Consider the following 20,775-nt stretch of genomic DNA (forward strand, 5'->3'; position numbering starts at 1 on the left):
CATACAGTTGCAATCGCAGCAGTTAAAGTTGTTTTACCATGGTCAACGTGACCAATTGTGCCCACGTTTACGTGTGGTTTATTACGTTCAAACTTAGCCTTAGCCATGAGTTTTTCCTTTTTAAACTACTCATGTAGGGTTAACTACATGAGCATTTGGTTTTTTAACTATGAATTAGTTTGGGCTTATAGTAATCGAAAGATTACTCGTCGTCACCTTTTTTACCACCAGATTGGAACTTAGTAATGATGCCTTCCGCCACGTTACGTGGAGTTTCAGCATATTTAGCAAATTCCATAGAGTATGTCGCACGACCTTGAGACATAGAACGCATTTGAGTCGCGTAACCAAACATCTCAGCAAGTGGAACTTCAGCACGAATTGCTTTAGTACCACCAGGTAAATCGTCCATACCTTGAACCATACCACGGCGACGGTTTAAGTCACCCATGATATCACCCATGTAATCTTCTGGAGTTTCTACTTCAACTTTCATGATCGGTTCAAGCAAGATAGGATCTGCTTTCATGAAACCATCACGGAATGCGTAAGAACCTGCCATCTTGAACGATAATTCGTCAGAGTCGACGTCGTGGTAAGAACCGTCAAATAATGTCGCTTTAATACCAACAACTGGGTAACCTGCAAGAACACCATTTTTCATGCGCTCTTGAATACCTTTGTCAACCGCACCAAAGAATTCTTTAGGTACTACACCACCTACAACTTCTTCAGCGAACTCGTAATCTTTACCAGCGTCTTCAGCAAGCGGCTCTAAACGTACGTATACGTGACCGAATTTACCTTTACCACCAGTTTGACGTACGAATTTACCTTCTTGTTCAACCGATTTTTTGATTGTTTCACGGTAAGAAACCATTGGTTTACCAATGTTTGCTTCTACACCGAATTCACGTTTCATACGGTCAACAATGATGTCAAGGTGAAGCTCACCCATACCTGCAATAATTGTTTGACCAGATTCTTCATCAGTACGTACACGGAATGATGGATCTTCTTTTGCCAAACGACCTAAAGCAACTGACATTTTTTCTTGGTCAGCTTTAGTTTTAGGTTCAACTGCAAGTGCAATTACTGGCTCAGGGAATTCCATGCGCTCAAGTGTAATTACATTGTTTTCATCACAAAGTGTATCACCAGTTGTAGTATCTTTAAGACCTACACACGCTGCGATATCACCTGCACGAATTTCTTCGATATCATGACGATCGTTAGCATGCATCTGTACGATACGACCAACACGCTCACGCTTCATTTTTACTGGGTTATAACACGGGCTACCCGCTTTAAGAACACCAGAGTAAACACGTACGAAAGTTAAGTTACCTACGAACTTATCGTTCATGATTTTGAACGCTAACGCAGCGAATGGAGCGTCGTCAGATGCTTCACGAGAACCTTCAGTTTCGTCTTTGTCGTCAAGGATACCTTTGATCGCTTCAACGTCAGTCGGCGCTGGTAAGAATTCAATAACAGCATCCAACATACGTTGAACACCTTTGTTTTTAAATGCTGAACCACAAAGCATTGGCTGAATTTCGTTTGCCAAAGTACGTTGACGGATACCTGCAACGATTTCTTCTTTAGTTAACTCGCCTTCTTCTAGGTACTTGTCCATGAGTTCTTCTGATGCTTCAGCAGCAGCTTCAACCATGTTAGTACGCCATTCTTGCGCTAACTCAACTAATTCAGCAGGAATTTCACCATATTCGAACTTCATACCTTGAGATGCTTCATCCCAGATAATCGCTTTCATTTCGATAAGGTCAACAACACCTTGGAAGTTTTCTTCTGCACCAATTGGAACAACGATTGGCACTGGAGAAGCACCAAGACGTGTTTTCATTTGTTCTACAGCACGGAAGAAGTTCGCACCTGTACGGTCCATTTTGTTAACGAACGCAATACGTGGAACTTTATATTTATTTGCTTGACGCCATACAGTTTCAGACTGAGGTTGTACACCACCTACAGCACAGTAAACCATGCACGCACCGTCAAGAACACGCATAGAACGCTCAACTTCGATTGTGAAGTCAACGTGTCCCGGTGTGTCAATAACGTTAATACGGTGTTGCTCGAACTGGTTGCCCATACCTTTCCAGAAACATGTTACTGCTGCTGAAGTAATAGTAATACCACGTTCTTGCTCTTGCTCCATCCAGTCTGTTGTTGCAGAACCTTCGTGAGTTTCACCTAATTTATGGCTCTCACCTGTATAAAACAAAATACGTTCTGAAGTAGTTGTTTTACCTGCATCGATGTGAGCTGAGATACCAATGTTACGGTAACGAGAAATTGGGGTTTGACGAGCCATGATTTCTTGCATTCCTAAATTTTATTGTTTAAAACAGGACGCATCAATATTGTATTGATGCGTACGAATACTCATACCTAGTGGGCAACTTAAATACCCGCGAATCCTCCACTTTGATAGAGGGCGATGTTAAATCGAGCTGCAATACGCATGAGTATTCTCCTGAGATGGACTGTTTTAGCCGCTTAGAAGCGGTAGTGAGAGAAGGCTTTGTTAGCTTCAGCCATACGGTGCACATCTTCACGTTTTTTAATCGCTGAACCTTTACCTTCAGCTGCATCAAGCAACTCACCAGCAAGACGTAAAGCCATTGTTTTTTCAGAACGCTTAGCAGCAGCATCTACTAACCAACGCATAGCCAAGGCAGTACGACGGGATGGGCGTACTTCCATAGGTACTTGGTATGTAGCACCACCAACACGGCGTGCTTTTACTTCAACCATAGGACGAACTTTTTCAAGAGTAGTCTCGAAAAATTCTACTGGGTCTACTTTGTTTTTTTCTTGAACGCGGTCTAAAGCACCGTAAACGATACTTTCAGCAATAGATTTTTTACCATCTTGCATTACGTGGTTCATGAATTTAGCGATTGTTTGGCTACTGAATTTAGGATCCGGAAGGATCTCACGAGCAGCGACTACGCGACGTCTTGGCATTTTAAACTACCTATAAATATGACACTTCAGGTTTATCCAGCATCAGTACAAAGTGTCATGTACTATTCGCTGGCCTTACTACACGTCGCTTGAATTTCACAAAATTAATGCAGAAATCAGACAAGCGAGACGATAAAGGATTGCAGTTCTACGATCTTAAAATTTAATTCTTAAAGAATTATTTCTTAGGACGTTTAGTACCGTATTTAGAACGAGACTGGTTACGATCTTTAACACCAGCGCAGTCTAAAGAACCACGAACGGTATGGTAACGCACACCTGGTAAATCTTTAACACGACCACCACGAATAAGAACAACACTGTGCTCTTGTAAGTTATGACCTTCACCACCGATGTAGCTAGAAACTTCGAAACCTGAAGTTAAACGCACACGGCAAACTTTACGCATTGCTGAGTTAGGTTTTTTAGGTGTAGTTGTGTAAACACGTGTACAAACACCACGACGTTGTGGACAAGCCTTCAACGCAGGAACTTTTGATTTTTCAACCAAAGTAGTACGACCCTTACGGATCAACTGATTTGTTGTTGCCATTTGGCAATTCTCCCGTTAATAAAAAGCCCCAAAAAATTACCACTTTTTGAGGGCATGCAATTGTAAGTCAAGATATAAAAATGGTCAACATTCAAGACTTATCAAATATTCACCATTTCTATTTTTTTCAGTTTTAAATTTACTTTTTTCTATGCGCTAGAATAAGTAAAATTATGATTATTTTTAGTCTTTAGGCTCTTCTTTTTCAGTTTCTGTTGTAGCTTCAATGTTTTGCGCTATAGCATGACTGTCCTGTTTATCATCGGATGAATTTTCCACCTCAGTTTGTACTGGTTTATCCTCAACTTTTTTTGTTGCACTTTTTTCATTTTGTTGCGATTTTTCGGTCAATTTCTCTGATGCTGAGTCAGATGTACGTTTTTTTGCACGTGTTTTCTTTACAGGTTCTGTGACTGGTTGCTCTACCTCAACTGGAGTTTCTGTTTCATTTACTGTAGAAACATGCGCTTTTGCTAAGTCTGCAATACTGTTTTCTTCTTGTGCAAGTAAAGTTTCTGCCTCGTCTTTTTTCAAGACTTGCACCTCTTGAATAGTATCATTTTCAGTGCTTTGAGCTTGGTTTGCTTTTGCTTCGAGGGCTGCTTCTTGTTGCTGTGCATTTTCCTCTTTTGGAGGCTGAAGCAATGGGCTTGCTTGTGAAATCAAAATTTCAGACTTTTCAAATGCAGCTAATGCACTGATATTTTCATTTGGGTGTTGTAATAAATATTGTTGTGCGCCTTTAAATACAAGTTGGGCTTTGTCGGTCGCATCTTCGACTAGCTTCCAGCTATAGCTCGCACTCACGCCAATACTAATAAAAGGAGTAATTTTCGAAATAAGATTGAGTTGCGGAATGTAATCTAACCATGCCCATTTGAAAGTACCGTCTGAATTGGTTAACCAATTTTTCAATACATCTGTAGAGTAATTTGAGCCTAAAACTTGTTGAAATTGGCTTATATCATGATTTTGTAAAGCTGTAGAAACAGCGCGCAAAGTGATTAGTAATGCTTGCTTTTCTGCTACCGTCCCTAGGTCAATTTTCTTAAAGATAAACTCGACTATTTCATGATCTTCAGGTTTTAATTCAAAACCATGTGCACGACCTGTTTGATAAATACTACGTAAAGCAAGCGCAATTGAAGTTGGAACATCAATTGCTGAACCAATCACACCCGTTGCACCTGTTAAAGCACCTTGAATTGCAGCTAAAATTTTATTTTGATTGGCTAAAGCACCACTAATACGCTGTGAACGTGCCGAATCTTGACTCAGTTCATTTAAGTTTTTAACACCCACTTCTTTTAACAGTCTTTCTACCGAACTTGTTTCAGACACAAAATCATTTAATTTATCAAAAAAATAGTCTGACATTTTGTCGTTAAAGTGAGGTGAAATAAATGAAGCGACATTATTAATTTTTTTGTAGTGACGCCCTAATAACTGACTAGAAACTTGAGGTAAATGTTCACGTATCATTTGCTGTGGATTGTCATATTGTTTTTTTTCAAACATATTTTTAGAATGGGCTTTTCCCTCAATAATAGTACTTTTTTGTGGGGTCTGATCTAATTTATTCACTGAATTTGGTGCGGCATGGTTCAACATACTTAAACCTGTTGTACCCAGTTTTTTAGCAAGACCAAATGTATTCGATAATATACCACTTGATTGTTTCTTATTAGAATCTGTCATTTGAACCTTACTCCACTCATTTTTATCGGTTTAATCAAATACTAAGGATTGTGAGCAATTATCTCAACTCAAATTACGTATGTTTGGCTAAAAATACAAAAACGCCACAATCACTTTACGATGAAACACATACTTAAGTCACAATTTGTCGCATTCATGCTAACAACGCTGTGATAGATGTCAGCTCTGCGCTATGATTATTTTCACTATTTAAAAAGATTATTTAAGCAAAATGGATAACAATCAACAATTAAATCAGACCCTAAAATTAAGTGCTGAACAAAAATATAGCGATGAATTACAACGCTTAAAAGCGCAAGATCAAAAACGTAAACCTCAAGGATGGCAACTCTCAGCTTATGCTGTTCGTGATTTTATTTTAGGCAATACTCAGCTTAATATTCAAAAAAAATTCTATGGTGATGATGCCTTAGTGGATCGAGCATTGGTCACGCTTATGGGGAATCAAGGACTGATGTTAGTTGGTCAACCAGGTACAGCAAAATCAATGCTCTCTGAACTATTTAGTGCTGCAATCGGTGGCAATTCACAATTAACCATTCAAGGTACAGCAGGAACAACCGAAGATCATATTAAGTATTCGTGGAATTATGCGCTGCTATTATCTGAAGGTCCTTCAGAAAAGTCGCTGATTCCCTCCCCTCTATACTTTGCGATGCAACAAGGCAAATTAGCACGTTTTGAGGAAATTACCCGTTGCCCACCTGAAATACAGGATGTTTTAGTCTCTCTTTTGTCAGAGAAACAGATGATGATTCCTGAAATGGGACAAGATTTTAGTATTTCAGCACAACAAGGTTTTAACTTAATCGCAACTGCGAACTTAAGGGATCGTGGTGTGCATGAAATGTCCGCAGCATTAAAACGCCGTTTTAACTTTGAAACAGTAAAACCCATCAAAAATCGTGAGTTTGAAATTGAACTTGTACAATTACAACTCAAACAGCAAATTGGTGATTTATTTTCTGAGCTGCAAGTACAGCCACAAGTCATTGAATTATTAGTCACTATTTTTAATGAATTACGTACAGGTCAAAGTCTACAAGGTGCAAGCTTAAAGACCCCTGATGCTGTGATGTCGACAGCAGAAGCAGTCAATATTGCACATGCAGCAAGCCTACAAGCCATTTATCTTGGTGATGGTGTCTTAAAAGCTGAACACATTGCGCAACAACTGGTTGGCGTAGTGTTTAAGGATAATCCTGAGGATGCAAAACGTTTACGTTATTATCTAGACAGCGTTGTGAAAGAACGTGCCCGTCAAGACAAAGATTGGAAAGCCTTTTTCGATGCTAGCCGTGAGTTTTAAGTATGAGCCAGTTTATGCAGACCCAACTGCCTGAACGACTTGAACAGGCATTTCAATATAAACAACAACTTGAACAGCAACAGCTTTTTTTTGCACCCATCAGGCATCATAGTCCTGCTTGTGCATTTGCTTTAAAACACTATATACAAACGCTGCAACCTACGCATATTTTGATTGAAGCACCACATTGTTTTCAGTTTTTACTTGAAGCCTTACTTGAGGAAAATACCCAACCACCTATTGCAATTTTTGCGCAAACGCAAACTAAAAATCAAAATGAGCGTGAAGATGAAGAAGCAGTTACAGAAAGCCCTTCTCTTTTTTCTGCCTATTATCCATTTTGTGAATATTCACCTGAATGGGTCGCACTTCAACAAGGGCATGCTCAACAAGCACAAATTGAATTTATTGATTTGTCATGGCAAGAACAAAGTGTGTTCAAACTTGCCCATGCAGCATTGGATTGGTCACAAAAAAATTTAATTTCTGAACGTTATTTAGCACACAGTCAGTTTATTCAAGGTCTTGCACAACAATTACGTTGTCGTGACCATGATGAACTTTGGGATCATTTATTTGAATTACAACATATTTCTCAACTAAAGCAGCCTGCTGATTTTTTTTAATGATGTATTTACATGGTGTTCTTTAGCACGCTTAGATTATGAGCACGATGTCTTGCTACAAGATGCTTCTTTGCATCGTGAAGATTGTATGTGGCAAAAAATACATGCAGCTTTGCAACCTAAACATAAAGTTTTGGTGGTTACAGGCGGTTTTCATACGCTTGCTTTAATTGAAAATTTAGCACAGCATCAATCTGCTAAACGTTATACCATTCAACAAAATAAGCAACAAAAATGGCAAGAAAATGCTTGGCTCATCCGTTATAGCTTTGACCGTTTAGATGCTTTAAATGGTTATGCGTCAGGTATGCCTTCACCTGCATTTTATCAACAGTTTTGGCAAGATTTAAATCAGGAAAATTTAAATGATGTCGTTATCGAACAACAATTTTTAAGCTATTTAACGGACATTTGCCATCATCTGGAAAATAAACAGGTTTTAGATGTAACGGCTTATATTGCCTTAAAAAATACAGCCGAAGTCGCTCTACAGTTAGCCAATTTGCGTGGGCATTATCGTCCTAGCCGTTATGATTTATTAGATGCTTTACAAAGTGCTTTGGTTAAAGGCGAACTTGATGATGGTCAACAACTGCTATTCACCGAAATTTACGCTTATTTAAGTGGTCAACAACTGGGCAAAGTTGCCGCACATCAGCATAGCCCTGCTTTATTGCAAAATGTGTTTAAACAAATTGAAAAATATCGTTTTAATGTCAGTGATACGATTCCTCGTAATCGAAAATTAGATATTTATCGTAAGTCTTTACATCAAGATATCAGTCAATTTTTACATTTGCTTGAATTTATTGATTGTGGTTTTGCACAAAAACTATCAGGACCAGATTTTAGTCAAGGTGCTGGACTTGACTTGTTATTTGAAGAATGGCGTTACACATGGTCACCTTCGGTAGAAGCTCGTTTAATTGAGCTTGCTGAATTAGGCGATCAATTATCACAAATTGCTTTAGGTAAAATTTTAGCTTTACAACAAGAAAATCAGAAAAATGGTTTAGGTCAATCGGCTTTTGAAACAGCAAAATTGCTGACCCTAGCATGTCGTTTAGGCTTAAAAGAACAACTGAATTTATTGCAAAAACAGTTACATCAATATTTACAAACAGATCAAAACTTACAATCTGTGGTCAGTGCTGCACAACAACTCTATTACTTATGGAGTGGTCGAAAACTGCTTCAATTGCCTGAACATATATTACAAAGTAGTTTATTCGATGCAGTCAAACAAGCTTGTTTTTTGCTAGAGCAGTTATATGACACACATGAAGATAAAATTGAATCCAATCTCACTCATTTTAAAACCTTACATGACTTGGTTTTATCCGTCGAAAATCTAAAACCTGAACAGGATCAAAACTCATTTTTAACGTTATTTTATCAGCATATACAGCGTTCAAAATTAGAGGAGTTTCGACTCAATAAGTTAAAAGGCGCATTAGATAGTTTAATGTTTTTAGATCATCAGATTGATCAAGAACAACTTAAAACCTATTTAAAAACTGCTTTTGCTATAGGCAGTGACGCAGACGAAGCTGTGCAATATGTACAAGGTATGTTTGTGATCGCACCCGAGATTTTTGTGCAATCCTCTATTGCAATTCAGTCATTGTATGAATTGGTTTCACATTGGCGTGAAGAGACTTTCTTACAAATTTTGCCTGATTTGCGTTATATCTTTAGTCAGCTTTCACCAAAGCAAAATTCGGCTGTTTCACAACATATTGCCCAAATGGCGGGCTTATCAGGCCAAGTCATTTTAGATCAGGTGTATAGTGATATTAGTGAATATGACATGTTAAATGCTGCACATTTAAATCAACAATTACAACAAATTTTACAACATGATCAACTCGAAAACTGGTTGAAAGGAGTTGAAATATGACCCAAGATTCAGACCTTTCAGTTTCTATGGAAACAACAGCAACTGACCTAGATGATTTAGATCGTGCTCGTCGTTGGCGACTCATTTTAGGACGTTATTCTGACCAAAGTTTATCTACTGCGGGATTTTCAGGTGAACAGTTAAAATTAGAGCGTAATCTCGATTATTTATATCAAAATGAATATAAACGTCGTGGTGTACAGCAAGCAAATAATCGACATGGGGGTCTAGAAGGTTCTCAACTTACTGCGATTAATTGGCTCAATCAAAGCCGCAAGCTTTTTCCAAAATCAACGTTTGAACGTATGCAAAAGCATGCTTTGGAACGATATCAATTACAAGGCTTACTGAGCGATCCTGCAAGTATTCGAGAACTTGAACCAAACCCTGCAACTGCCAAAGCCTTATTGAGTATGCGTGGTCGTTTGAGTAGCGAAGCTAAAGAAGCTGTGCGTGAAGTGATTCGCAAAGTTGTTGAAGAACTTTTACAAAAAATTCGCACTCAATTTTTACAATCTTTACAAGGTCGTCGTAACCGTTTTCGTCGCTCACATATTCAACAAGCACAAAATTTTGACTGGAAACGTACCATTGAAAATAACTTAAAAAATTATCAACCTGATCGTAAAAAAATTATTATTCAAAATCCTATTTTCAATGCACGAGTACAAAAACACTTGTCGTGGGAAATTGTTTTATGCGTGGATCAAAGTGGGTCAATGTTAGATTCAGTGATGTATGCAGCCATTTGTGCCAGTATTTTAGCAGCACTCCCTGCGGTCAAAATTAGTTTGGTTTTGTTCGATACCCAAGTCGTTGATTTGAGCCATTTAGCACATGACCCTGTAGAAGTTTTATTAACTGTGCAATTGGGTGGCGGTACCAATATTGGTATGGCAATGGAGTATTGTGCCAAAAAAATCACTCAACCCAATCGTAGTATTTTGATTCTCATCAGTGACTTTGAAGAAGGCGCATCTTTACAACATTTACTCAATACCACAGCAAAATTAAATGAACAAGGTTGTAAATTACTTGGTTTAGCAGCTTTAGACAGTCAAGCAAATCCTGTATATGACAGCAATATCGCACAAAAACTACAAGAACGAGGGATGCAAATTGCTGCTATGACACCTGATCATTTAGCCAATTGGTTTGCGGAGGTTATGCAATGATTGGGCAAATTTATTTACAATATGATGAAGAAAGCCTTGCTTTACATAGTAATACAGGTTTAATTCGACGTGCTAAAAAATCAATCGAAGAAGTTCAATATATTGAAAATACAGCACCGTTACACTTTAAAGTTGAAGAGTTTGATGTCTATTTACCTGAACAAGGGATCACTGAAGCACAATGTAACTGCTCTGCTCAAAATTGCTGTAAACATATTTTAAGTAGTATTTTTTGGTTACAACAAAATCAAGCAACAACGAGCAATGATCAGCCCTCAGCCTCCCCATCAACTCATGAAAGTCTATTAGAACCTACTCAAACCTTGACAGTGCAAGCTTCTGCCTTAGATCAAGCACTACAACTCAAAGATAGCGTCCTATTTAAAAAAGTGGGCAAAGCGAATTTACGTTTGGCTTTTGAAATTTGGCAAAACTGGCAACAAGTCAACACTGCTTGTAACATTGAAATATTGGCTGAAAAAATTATTTTCAAAACAGAATTCAGTGAAAATCCAATTCTGTTTTACCCTCAAACAGGCTTTGAAGGTATGTTGTCAGATATTGATGACAATAAAAAAAATGCGGTACATTTGGCGTGTATTGCACATTTATTTCAGCAACAATCTGCCGAATTATGGCAATGGTCTGAAGATTTACAACAGCAGTATCGTCAAAGTACACAGCATGCCTTAAACAAAGAAGATATTGATTTTATTTCAGAAATAAAAAATCTGTGCCAACAATTTATCCAACAAGGTTTATCTCATTTAGCCAAAGAGTCGGTATTGTCTTTACATATTTTAAATATGCAAGCACGAGCACAAAACTTACCACGACTCGCAGCGCTGCTCAGACAGTTGCATGGCATGATGCAACAACTACTCGAACATGATATACAAACTGATGAACAACAAATTTTCTCACAATTGGCATATTTAAATGCCTATCTATTTGCTTTAGAACAGAGCCAACAGCAAACTGAAATATTTACTCGTCTAAAAGGTGCTGTTCAACGTGATTATCAAGCCCAAAGTACACAACGTTTAATTCCCTTAGGATGTGAATGGTGGCAAACAGACAGCGGTGCGCAAGGTTTAACAGTCACTTTTTGGGATGAACAACAGCAGCATAGTCGTGAAGTCACTCAAGCACGTGGTCATCGTTTGGATAGCACTTTTTCTAAAGAGAGTGCTGCACAATCAGGGATTTGGGGAAGTTCTTTAGATTATTTATTACAACATCAAATTCAACTTACTCAAGCAAAAGTAAGTTTTGAGGTCAATCTTAGCCCAAGTACAGATACACGTTTTATTCAAATTGATCCTTTTAAAAAACTCAGCCTAGAAGACTTTGAACAGATGAACATCGGCTTAAATGATTGGTCAATGCTTCATCAGTGGATCCAGCCAAAGTCAAGTTTAGAGCAAAATCCTTACCGTTATCTTTTACTCCGTCATCAGCAGATTTTTGCGCCTGAGTTAAACGAACATGAACAATGTTTTGAATGTCGTATTCAAGACCTTCATGGCACTGCTTTAAAACTCAGTTTACCTATTGAGGTTCAATATCAAGCTCGCATTAAAAGCCTCACGACATTGTTCAATCAAAATGAAAAAATTGTTGCAACTTTAGTTCGTCTAGATCTCAGTCAGCAAAATATTCAACTGATTCCATGTAGCTTAATTTTAGAAAAGAAACAACAGCTAGAAATTTTTAGCTTGGATTATCACTCTCCTCGCTATAAAAAAAGTAGTTTGACTGAACTGATCACAGGACGTATTGAGAAATTATTGCAACAGAAAAAACAATGGCAAACACCTCCTCAACAATCCACCTTAGACATTGCGGTACAACAAACACAGTCTGTACTTGAGTTTTATGCCAATACAGGGCGTGAAGTGCTGGATCCTGAAGATAAAACCAAACTGAAACAGCTTGCACAACTTTATGCAGATTTAGGACTAGAAGTTGTACAACGAAGTCTTATATCAGGTTTAGAAATGTCTTCGCTTGCTGCGGCTTTACTCAAATGGCGACATTTATTTTTACAAATACAACGCCTGTCTTATCACTTGCCGATAGAAAGACAAGTTATGTCGTGAAGTTGCAAAAATGCTATTCAATTTTTTGTTTTATTTTTTATGATAGATCGACAACGTATTTATTTTTGCACTTTTTTTAAATAACAAATACTCCTTTAATGGAATAGGAATTTTAACCATGCTCAATCAATTGATGTCTAAAATTGAATCCTTATTTTCCAGTCCAGATCATAAGCAGAACAACCAAAACCAACAATCAACACAAGAAGTAAACACCGAACAACAAGCAACAAAACCACAAGAATACAATCAAAAACTTGTAGACACCATTAAGCCTTTATATGAGGTTTTTAAGGTGCTGAATGAAGTGGATGATAGTCTGATGAAGAATATTATTCCTTTTATTATTGAAGGGACAAATCCACAATTTTTACTTCAACTCAGCCAACTTCCTGATGAAAAAGCAGCTGATTTACTTGGCTATCCGGGGACTTATGAATGGTATTGGACACAAATCCAACTCACTAAAACCCAAGAAAAACTAAAAAAACAATCCATTAAATCCCGTAAACAACTCAGTGATCATTTGTTTGACACACTCAGTAATGAACAAATCAGACGTTTGGGCAAAGTCTATGAAAGTATCACCCAACAAAAAAATTATAAAGAGCTCTACTCACCCGTTCCTGTATGGTTTCATTATATTGTCGTCGATGCTCTCATTACCTTACAACAGCACCATAACTTTAGTGAAATTGGTGCAAAAAAACTCATTAAACAGTCTTGGACATTAGAAAAATTACATCAACTTTTAGCCGATGATGAACCGACATTAGCCCAACATTTGGTGGTGTTGATTTTTGAACGTGCGGGCTGTAGTAGTTATTATGCAGATCGTTTAGATTTAATTTTTGAACTGTCCGATACCGATGCTTATATTGCTGCCCATTTAGATTCCTTAAAAAAAGAAATCCCAAACTTAAGTGTTGATGGTCAAACTGTCTTTTTAGAATATCTCAAACGCAAACCTGAAATTTTACAACAACTCCCCGAGTTGATTGTTAAGCTCACCATTGGGCGTTCAAAAACCATTCGTGACCTTGCTGTAAGTTTATTAAGTCAATTAAATGATGAAGATAGTCAGCATTATCTACAACAATATTTGCTCCAAGGTTCAAGTAAAGAACGTGGTTTTGCTGCTGAATTACTTGCCCGTTTAGGCGAACAAAACTTAGTAGTTTTAGAACAAGCCTATGAAAATGAAAAACAAAAAGCTGTTCAACAACTTATTTTAATGGCAATTCAACGCCTAAAAGCAGTCAATCAATCCAGTCATCATGAAAGCTTTGAAATCCCTGAATTTACACCACTTGCAATTCGAGATATTCCTGCAAATTTCACTGAAATCTTGCATCAAAATCATCAACAACTTGTAAGCAAAGCAGAAATCGCAGCAAATGCTGAAATTGAAGACAATAAAACCAATAGTTACCGTTCAGACTGGGCACAAAAAAGATTTCGCCGTCTTAGAAATATCAAAGCAACGAGTATTGATCAACTTTTAGCACAAATTAATGGTCATACCAAACGCAGTCCTTTTGAAAGCGATGTTGATATCATTACTCACCAATCTAAACTTTATAATTATCCTGAGTATTCGTTATTACATGCTTTACGGATTCATGCCACCCGTCATGCAAATCATATTGTTCACTGGAATAGTATTTTTGCCGATTTACCACCAGCCCAATATGACAATTTAGACCTACGCCAAATTTCACAAGCACTTAATGACACAGGGTATGAAAATTCAATTCGTCAAATTGCACAAGGTATGCTCATTTCAAGCTATTGGCATGATTTACACCAGTATATTGTACAAAGCGAAAAAATTTGGCCTTTCTTTGCCGAACATCCTGAGTTTATCAGTGAAGCATTAGGACTTAGCCCTTCTTTGGAAGAAAGCGCTTATAGTCAATTTGAACCCATCAAAGCGATTAAAATTTTAGAGTCATTTCCTACTATTCCACAACAATTCATTCCACGTTTGCTTGAATTTGCTTTAGGTGAAAATAAACGTCTGCGTTATGACGCACAGCAAGCTTTACAACGTTTACCTGAAATCCATTTACGTGCCATTGAAGCTTTAGAGTCAGGAAAACAAGAAATTCGTGTCACTGCCATTGAATGGCTTGCTCGTTTACAAAATCAAGATGCTGTAGAACCTTTATATGCTTTACTGAAAAAAGAGAAAAAGGAAGTTGTACGTGCTGCCCTATTAACCTCACTAGAAAAACTAGGACAAGATATTAGCCCATACTTGTCTGAGAAAGTGTTATTAAAAGAAGCTGAACAAGGCTTAAAAGCTAAAATTTCCAGTAGTTTCACTTGGTTTGATGCTAAAACTTTACCTGAGATTACTTGGAAAACTGGCAAAAAAGTTAATCCTGATATTATTCATTGGTGGGTTGTTTTGGCTGAAAAACTCAAAGACCCTAAAGCCAATGCTTTGTTTCAACGTTATCTTGGTTTACTTGATGAAAAAAGTCAGCAAAAACTTGCCAACCATTTACTGCATAGTTTTATTCAACAAGATACTTTATCGCCAACTTTAGAACAAGCAACTGAAGTTGCTGTCAAACAAGCACCTCAAAACTTACAATCATATCGTGATAGTTATCAAAATTATGGTCATAAATATCCTGAATATTATGCACATTATGCAACCATTACGCTTGAAGAAGTGATTGAAGAAATTAAACGTCAGCAACTTGCAATTTATTTAGGTTCTGCGATTAAAAGCAAAGGCATTTTAGCACTGACCTATCCTGCACAAGGTAGTTTTGCAGTCAAAACCTTGCAAGACTATATGAAACAACATTATCAACGTCGCTCACAAATTGAAGCGATGATCTCAGCACTCTCAATCAGTAATGATCCTTTAATTATTCAACTTTTATTGTCTTTATCGCGTCGTTACCGTACAACCTCAGTACAAAATTTAGCGACAGAACTGGTCACTGAAATTGCAGAACGTAATCAATGGAGCAGTGATGAATTGGCAGATCGAACGATTCCAACGGCTGGTTTGGATGAAAAAGGTGTACTCAATTTAGAATATGGTTCACGTTTATTTACAGCCATTGTCGATGATAAAGATAAATTTGTGCTTAAAAATGAAGAAGGTAAAGAAGTCAAAACTTTACCTACGGCACGTCAAAATGATGATGCTGATTTAATCAAAGAAGCAAAAGCTCTTTTCAGCAGCAGCAAGAAAGAACTAAAACAAGTGATTGATTTACAAACACAACGCCTATACGAAGCGATGTGTAGTGAACGTCAATGGTTACAAAGTGAATGGTTTGAATACTTACACGCTCATCCAATTGTACGCCGCCTGATCCAACGTTTGGTGTGGTTAGAAGTCACCGAATCTGGTGAAAAAATCGCTTTCCGTCCAAGTGATGATGGCTGTTTACTCAATTTAGAGGATGATGAAATTGAGATTCAAAGTAATAGTAAAATTCAAATTGCGCATGCTGTTCTAGTCGGGAAAGAAGATGCTCAAGCATGGATTGACCATTTTAAAGACTATAAAGTTAAATTTTTATTTGAGCAAATGAGCCATCATTTACCTGAAATTACTGACCTTAACAGCAAAGATATTTCGGATCGTAAAGGTTGGATCACAGACACATTCACCTTACGTGGTGTCGTCAACAAACTGGGTTATCAACGTGCAAGCATTGAAGATGCAGGCTCTTTTGATCGTTATACCAAGCCATTTAAGCAATTGGGTATTCATGTACAAATTGTCTTTAGCGGTAGTTATGTGCCTGAGGAAAATATTCCAGCAGTCTTATTTGAGTTGGAATTTGACAAATTAGGCAGCCGCTCTTGGAGTTCAAATAGCCTTCCGCTCAGTGATGTTCCGCCAATTTTATTAGCAGAAAGCTATGCTGATTATTTAAAAGTGGCAGATGCTTGTACAGGTTTTGACCCAGAATGGGAAAAGAAAACACCTTGGTAATTTGCCTAAACCAAGTCATTCTCCTCAACCAGTACACAATTGCCCATTTCTAATGTGATGAACTGGGCAATTACATTTTATTTTGCAAATACTTTATGATTCACATACCTTTGCAAACTCAAGCAAAGCAACGTAAACACCGTAATTGACCAAAAAATAAGATGACAGTGTTACTAAAGTCAATCTTTGTAGAATCTATATCTTTCGCCATTGCAGCGTAAAACTAAAAACGCTTAAATGAGCCCATTGTATCTCTTATTTTAAAATAAAGGACTTTGTATGAATCGTCGTGTTGTGATTACGGGCATGGGTATTAACTCTTGTATAGGGAACTCGTTAGAAGATGTCACACATTCTTTGCAAAATGGGATTTCAGGAACACGTCATAATCCAACTTACGAAGAACTCAATTTTAAAAGTCATGTCAGTGCTGCTGCTGAACAAGACTTTGATGGCATTGACCGTAAGTTAAAACGCTTTATGGGCGTTTGTGCAATGTATGCTTATAACGCTGCGGTTGCTGCGGTAGAAAATGCAGGCTTAACAGCTGAACAACTTGGTGGTAATCCTCGTTATGGCATCGCTGGCGGTTCAGGTGGCGGTTCTACAGCATCTGTCGTTGAAATGAAAGAATTATTGGACACTAAAGGCGCACGTAAAATTGGTCCTTTTTTCGTTCCACGTAATATGTCAAACACCATTACAGCAAACGTCGGTGTGGCATTTAAATTACAAGGTGTTGCACACTCAATTACTAGTGCTTGTGCAACTTCTGCTGATGCCATTGGTTATGCTTACAACCTGATTCAATTAGGTAAACAAGACTTAATGCTTGCAGGTGGTGGTGAAGAAGATCATTGGTCACAAAGCTTGTTGTTTGATGCAATGGGTGCATTGTGCTCTAAATATAATGACACACCAGAAAAAGCTTCACGCCCTTATTCAGCAGACCGTGACGGCTTCGTGATTGCAGGCGGCGGTGGTTTTGTGGTACTTGAGTCACTAGAACATGCACAAGCGCGTGGTGCAAATATCTTAGCTGAAGTTGTTGGTTATGCTGCAAACTCTGACGGTGCGGACATGGTTGCACCATCTGGTGAAGGTGCAACACGTTGTATCTTGATGGCTTTAGAAGAAGCAAAACAACATGGCGTAGACAGCATTGACTATGTAAATACGCATGGTACTTCTACACCTGCTGGTGATGTCACTGAACTTAAAGCAATGGAACGTGCTTTTGGTGAAGGTAAAGTACCTGCTCTTAGCTCAACGAAGTCAATGACAGGTCATAGCTTAGGTGCTGCAGGTGTACAAGAGGCGATTTATTCAGTACTCATGATGCAAAATGACTTTATTGCACCAAATATCAACGTCACTGAGTTAGACGAAGGTGCAAAAGGTTTTGATATCGTACTTGAAAAACGTGACGCAAAATTGAATACTGTAATGAGTAACAGTTTCGGTTTTGGCGGTGTAAATGCCTGCCTCATTTTCAAAAAATGGGAAGGCTAATTTGAAAATGGTTGATTTGTTTTAAACACAAGTCAACCACTTCCACACTGCCCTAAAAAGGGTAAATTGATGGATGCTCCTTCAGAGGCTTTCCTTTGGGTCAAAGCACTACATATTATTGCAGTCGTATGCTGGTTTGCAGCATTGTTCTATCTACCACGTTTATATGTTTATCATGCGATGAGTGACGATGCAACGAGCCATCAACACTTTCAAGTGATGGAGCGCAAGTTATATCGTGGCATTATGTGGCCTGCAATGATTGCAACGCTTGTCACCGCTCACTTTTTAGTGGATTGGGGTGATGCAACGCGACATTATCATGAAGCTTTATGGTTTTATCTCAAAGTTGGCTTAGTTGGACTCTTGGTTATTTATCATCTAGTTTGTGGTTATTATCGTAAAAAGTTGATAGATCATCCACATTATAAATCACATAAATTTTGGCGCTTCTTTAATGAATTACCAACGGTGATTTTATTGGCTGTTGTTATTTTAGTTGTCGTCAAGCCGAGCTTTTAAGTTCATGATAAAAAACCTCACCTGTGAGGTTTTTTATTTTTTCAAATCTCATGTCTAAATGTGTAGCGTACTACGCTCTCACCACCATAATGCAATCAACATACTAATGATTGCAAAGCCTAAAAATGTACTGATCATCAACGGCGTTAGCGTTTTTCGATCATCTAAATGATAAGCTTGGGAAAAAATAGCAAATGCAGCAGGCATAGGTAGAGCAGCAATAATTGTTCCTGCATAGAGCATTTCTTTACTGACATTTGGCAGCAAGGATAATCCTGTAAATACTGCTACAGGCATCATAATCATTTTTGCAAAAACCAAGAACATACTTTCCATATCAATTTTTTCAATAGATAAGCCAACCAAACCACCGCCAATCACAAAAAGTGCAATAGGTGATGCGGTCTTACCAAGTAAATCTAGGGCTTGATGTAATTGGGTTGGTAATTTAACCTGTAAAAATGCCAAACTTAAACCTAATAAAACAGACAAAATCACAGGATTTTTCAATAACTTTAGTAACGTTTGTCGCAAGAGCAGTGCAATATTTTTCTGTTGTTGTAAACCTGCCTCAGCTAAAGCTAAAACCATCGTAACAATAATGACATTTTCCACAATTAAGGTTAAAGAAATATAGATCGTTGCCTGATTTCCCATCAACAAAGTTAAGATTGCGGTACCAATAAAACCTGTATTAGACATTGCGCCACCCATTGCAAAGACGGCTGAATGACTAAATTTATGTTTAAAAACATAATAAAAAACTAAAAAACAAGTAGATATAAAACAAAAGATACCCCAGCATAAACAAAAAAATATGAAGGATACCAAATTTCATGCAAATCCTTAGATGCCAACGCAACCAACAGCAATGCTGGTAATGAAATACGGATAACAAAAGCACTTAAAGCTGAAATCTGCTCTTTATTAATTAAACTAATTTTTACACTCAAATATCCTAAAAAAAGCAAAATAAAAATAGGCAAGAGTACATTAAATACCATTATGGCAAGTCCTTTTTCCGCATGGTAAATAAAAGAGAAATATATCCTAAAATATATCTCTCAAAAACTTAAATACCGATATGGCATAATATTTTACTTAAATTGAATCAATAAATTTTTCAGTGTATGCGGCTGACAACGTAAATACTGCGGTGCTATTTCAATTTGTTCACCCAAAGCTGCTGCTGCATGCCATGGCCAACGTGGTTCATATAAAATTGCTCGTGCCAATCCGATCGCATCTGCTTCATTTTTGACTAATATCTCTTCTGCTTGTTCTGGCTCAGTAATCAAACCGACAGCAATTACAGGAATAGTGACATGTTTTTTAATTTCGGCTGCAAAAGGCACTTGGTAATTTGCGCCGATTTTAATTTTTTGCTGCACATGTAAGCCACCTGATGAAACATGTATATAGACTGCACCTAATTGTTGCAAAGCTTTTGCAAGCCCTATACTAGACTCAAGATTCCAACCATCCTCTTCATCCATCCAATCTGTCGCTGAAATACGGACTCCCACAGGAAAATCATGCGGTAAAGCAGCTTTTATTGCACTCAATACTTCTAAAGTTAAGCGAATACGATTTTCAAAACTGCCTCCGTATTCATCTGTACGTACGTTTGATAATGGCGACATAAATTGATGTAACAAGTAACCATGTGCTGCATGAATTTCAATTAATTCAAATCCTGCATCTACAGCACGTTTTGCCGCTTCAGCAAAATCGATAATAATGCGTTGAATTTCATCTGATGTTAAAGCATGAGGTTTTACATCTCGCTCATTAAAAGCAAGCTCGCTTGCAGAAACAGTTTGCCACCCTTGCGGATCTGCTGGGGCTAACTGCCCTTTACCCTGCCAAGGCTTATCAGTAGAGGCTTTACGCCCTGCATGTGCCAACTGTACTGCAAAGGGCATCGGTGACAACTGTTTTACTTTCTGTAAAAGTGTCTGAATTTGATCTCGTTGTTTATCATTCCATAACCCTAAATCAGCATAGCTAATACGCCCTTCCGCCTGTACAGCAGTCGCTTCAACAATACAGAGTCCAGCACCCGATAAAGCATAATTTGCCCATTGTTGTTCATGCCAATAAGTCACATCACCTTGATCTGTTGCTGAATATTGACACATTGGAGCAATCACGATTTTATTACTCAGTTGTAGTTGCCCAAACTGAATTGGTTGAAATAATAAGGACACATTAAACTCCTGTTTTAGTTTTAAGCTATCTTTTTACACTTTAATTTCACTAACTGCACTGCTCAAATAAATAGAAAAACAATAAATACATGACCTAAGAACATCATGTTTTTATCGATTAATTTTTACAAAAAGAAGATTTGAAATAGAATGAAATATATTCTATTTCAAATCATCATCTAT

Annotated in this window: 14 protein-coding genes and 1 pseudogene; 8 read left to right on the forward strand and 7 right to left on the reverse strand. The window is 37.7% G+C overall.

The genetic code is table 11. The features are described from left to right. The 5 genes from HX124_RS11710 to HX124_RS11730 all read right to left on the reverse strand — a co-directional run. Positions 1–107, reverse strand: a 107-nt coding sequence (locus tag HX124_RS11710; RefSeq protein WP_087553676.1) for a GTP-binding protein, incomplete at its 3' end; no start/stop codon positions are given. A 95-nt stretch (positions 108–202) separates the two neighbouring features. Continuing rightward, positions 203–2,338: an elongation factor G gene (fusA, locus tag HX124_RS11715; protein WP_107008018.1), complete on the reverse strand. Its 2,136-nt coding sequence runs from the start codon at positions 2,336–2,338 to the stop codon at positions 203–205. Between the two features lie 185 nt (positions 2,339–2,523). Next, entirely contained in the window at positions 2,524–2,994 is a 471-nt protein-coding gene (gene rpsG / locus HX124_RS11720; protein WP_005190966.1) for a 30S ribosomal protein S7, read from the reverse strand. A gap of 178 nt (positions 2,995–3,172) precedes the next feature. Next, complete coding sequence (gene rpsL, locus HX124_RS11725; RefSeq protein ID WP_002050319.1) at positions 3,173–3,547, reverse strand: 30S ribosomal protein S12; 375 nt, start codon at positions 3,545–3,547, stop codon at positions 3,173–3,175. A 183-nt stretch (positions 3,548–3,730) separates the two neighbouring features. Further along, positions 3,731–5,245 (reverse strand): EcsC family protein, encoded by a 1,515-nt coding sequence (locus HX124_RS11730; RefSeq protein ID WP_286383307.1) that lies wholly within the window; start codon positions 5,243–5,245, stop codon positions 3,731–3,733. A gap of 232 nt (positions 5,246–5,477) precedes the next feature. On the opposite strand from HX124_RS11730, the gene HX124_RS11735 reads away from it, so the two are divergent. The 8 genes from HX124_RS11735 to hemJ all read left to right on the forward strand — a co-directional run bounded on the left by HX124_RS11735 (position 5,478) and on the right by hemJ (position 18,382). Next, positions 5,478–6,575 (forward strand): ATP-binding protein, encoded by a 1,098-nt coding sequence (locus HX124_RS11735; protein ID WP_286383306.1) that lies wholly within the window; start codon positions 5,478–5,480, stop codon positions 6,573–6,575. A 2-nt stretch (positions 6,576–6,577) separates the two neighbouring features. Further along, positions 6,578–7,201 carry a DUF5682 family protein gene (locus tag HX124_RS18155; protein ID WP_353619647.1) on the forward strand — a complete coding sequence of 208 codons (624 nt, stop codon included), beginning with the start codon at positions 6,578–6,580 and terminating at the stop codon, positions 7,199–7,201. Between the two features lie 52 nt (positions 7,202–7,253). Next, the gene (locus tag HX124_RS11740; RefSeq protein WP_353619648.1) at positions 7,254–9,101 is read left to right on the forward strand and encodes a DUF5682 family protein; all 1,848 of its coding nucleotides are present in this window, start codon (positions 7,254–7,256) and stop codon (positions 9,099–9,101) included. A gap of 26 nt (positions 9,102–9,127) precedes the next feature. Then, complete coding sequence (locus tag HX124_RS11745) at positions 9,128–10,276, forward strand: VWA domain-containing protein (RefSeq protein WP_286383314.1); 1,149 nt, start codon at positions 9,128–9,130, stop codon at positions 10,274–10,276. Beyond that, a complete protein-coding gene (locus HX124_RS11750; protein ID WP_286383305.1) occupies positions 10,273–12,378 on the forward strand; it encodes a hypothetical protein in 2,106 nt (701 codons plus the stop codon). The genes HX124_RS11745 and HX124_RS11750 overlap by 4 nt, the downstream gene beginning before the upstream one ends. Before the next feature lie 118 nt (positions 12,379–12,496). Then, entirely contained in the window at positions 12,497–16,348 is a 3,852-nt protein-coding gene (locus HX124_RS11755) for a DUF4132 domain-containing protein (protein ID WP_286383304.1), read from the forward strand. Positions 16,349–16,627: 279 nt separating this feature from the next. Next, positions 16,628–17,860: a beta-ketoacyl synthase N-terminal-like domain-containing protein gene (locus HX124_RS11760; protein WP_107008025.1), complete on the forward strand. Its 1,233-nt coding sequence runs from the start codon at positions 16,628–16,630 to the stop codon at positions 17,858–17,860. 69 nt (positions 17,861–17,929) lie between these two features. After that, a complete protein-coding gene (gene hemJ / locus HX124_RS11765) occupies positions 17,930–18,382 on the forward strand; it encodes a protoporphyrinogen oxidase HemJ (protein ID WP_107008026.1) in 453 nt (150 codons plus the stop codon). Positions 18,383–18,460: 78 nt separating this feature from the next. On the opposite strand, the pseudogene HX124_RS11770 reads toward hemJ, so the two are convergent. Both HX124_RS11770 and HX124_RS11775 read right to left on the reverse strand, forming a co-directional pair. Continuing rightward, positions 18,461–19,386, reverse strand: a pseudogene (locus HX124_RS11770) (AEC family transporter). 93 nt (positions 19,387–19,479) lie between these two features. Beyond that, positions 19,480–20,592, reverse strand: coding sequence for an NADH:flavin oxidoreductase/NADH oxidase (locus tag HX124_RS11775; protein ID WP_286383303.1), 1,113 nt, complete (start codon positions 20,590–20,592; stop codon positions 19,480–19,482). Between the last annotated feature and the right edge of the window lie 183 nt (positions 20,593–20,775).

Origin of the sequence: Acinetobacter sp. 226-1 (assembly GCF_030329325.1) — a bacterium.
Lineage (GTDB): Bacteria > Pseudomonadota > Gammaproteobacteria > Pseudomonadales > Moraxellaceae > Acinetobacter > Acinetobacter sichuanensis.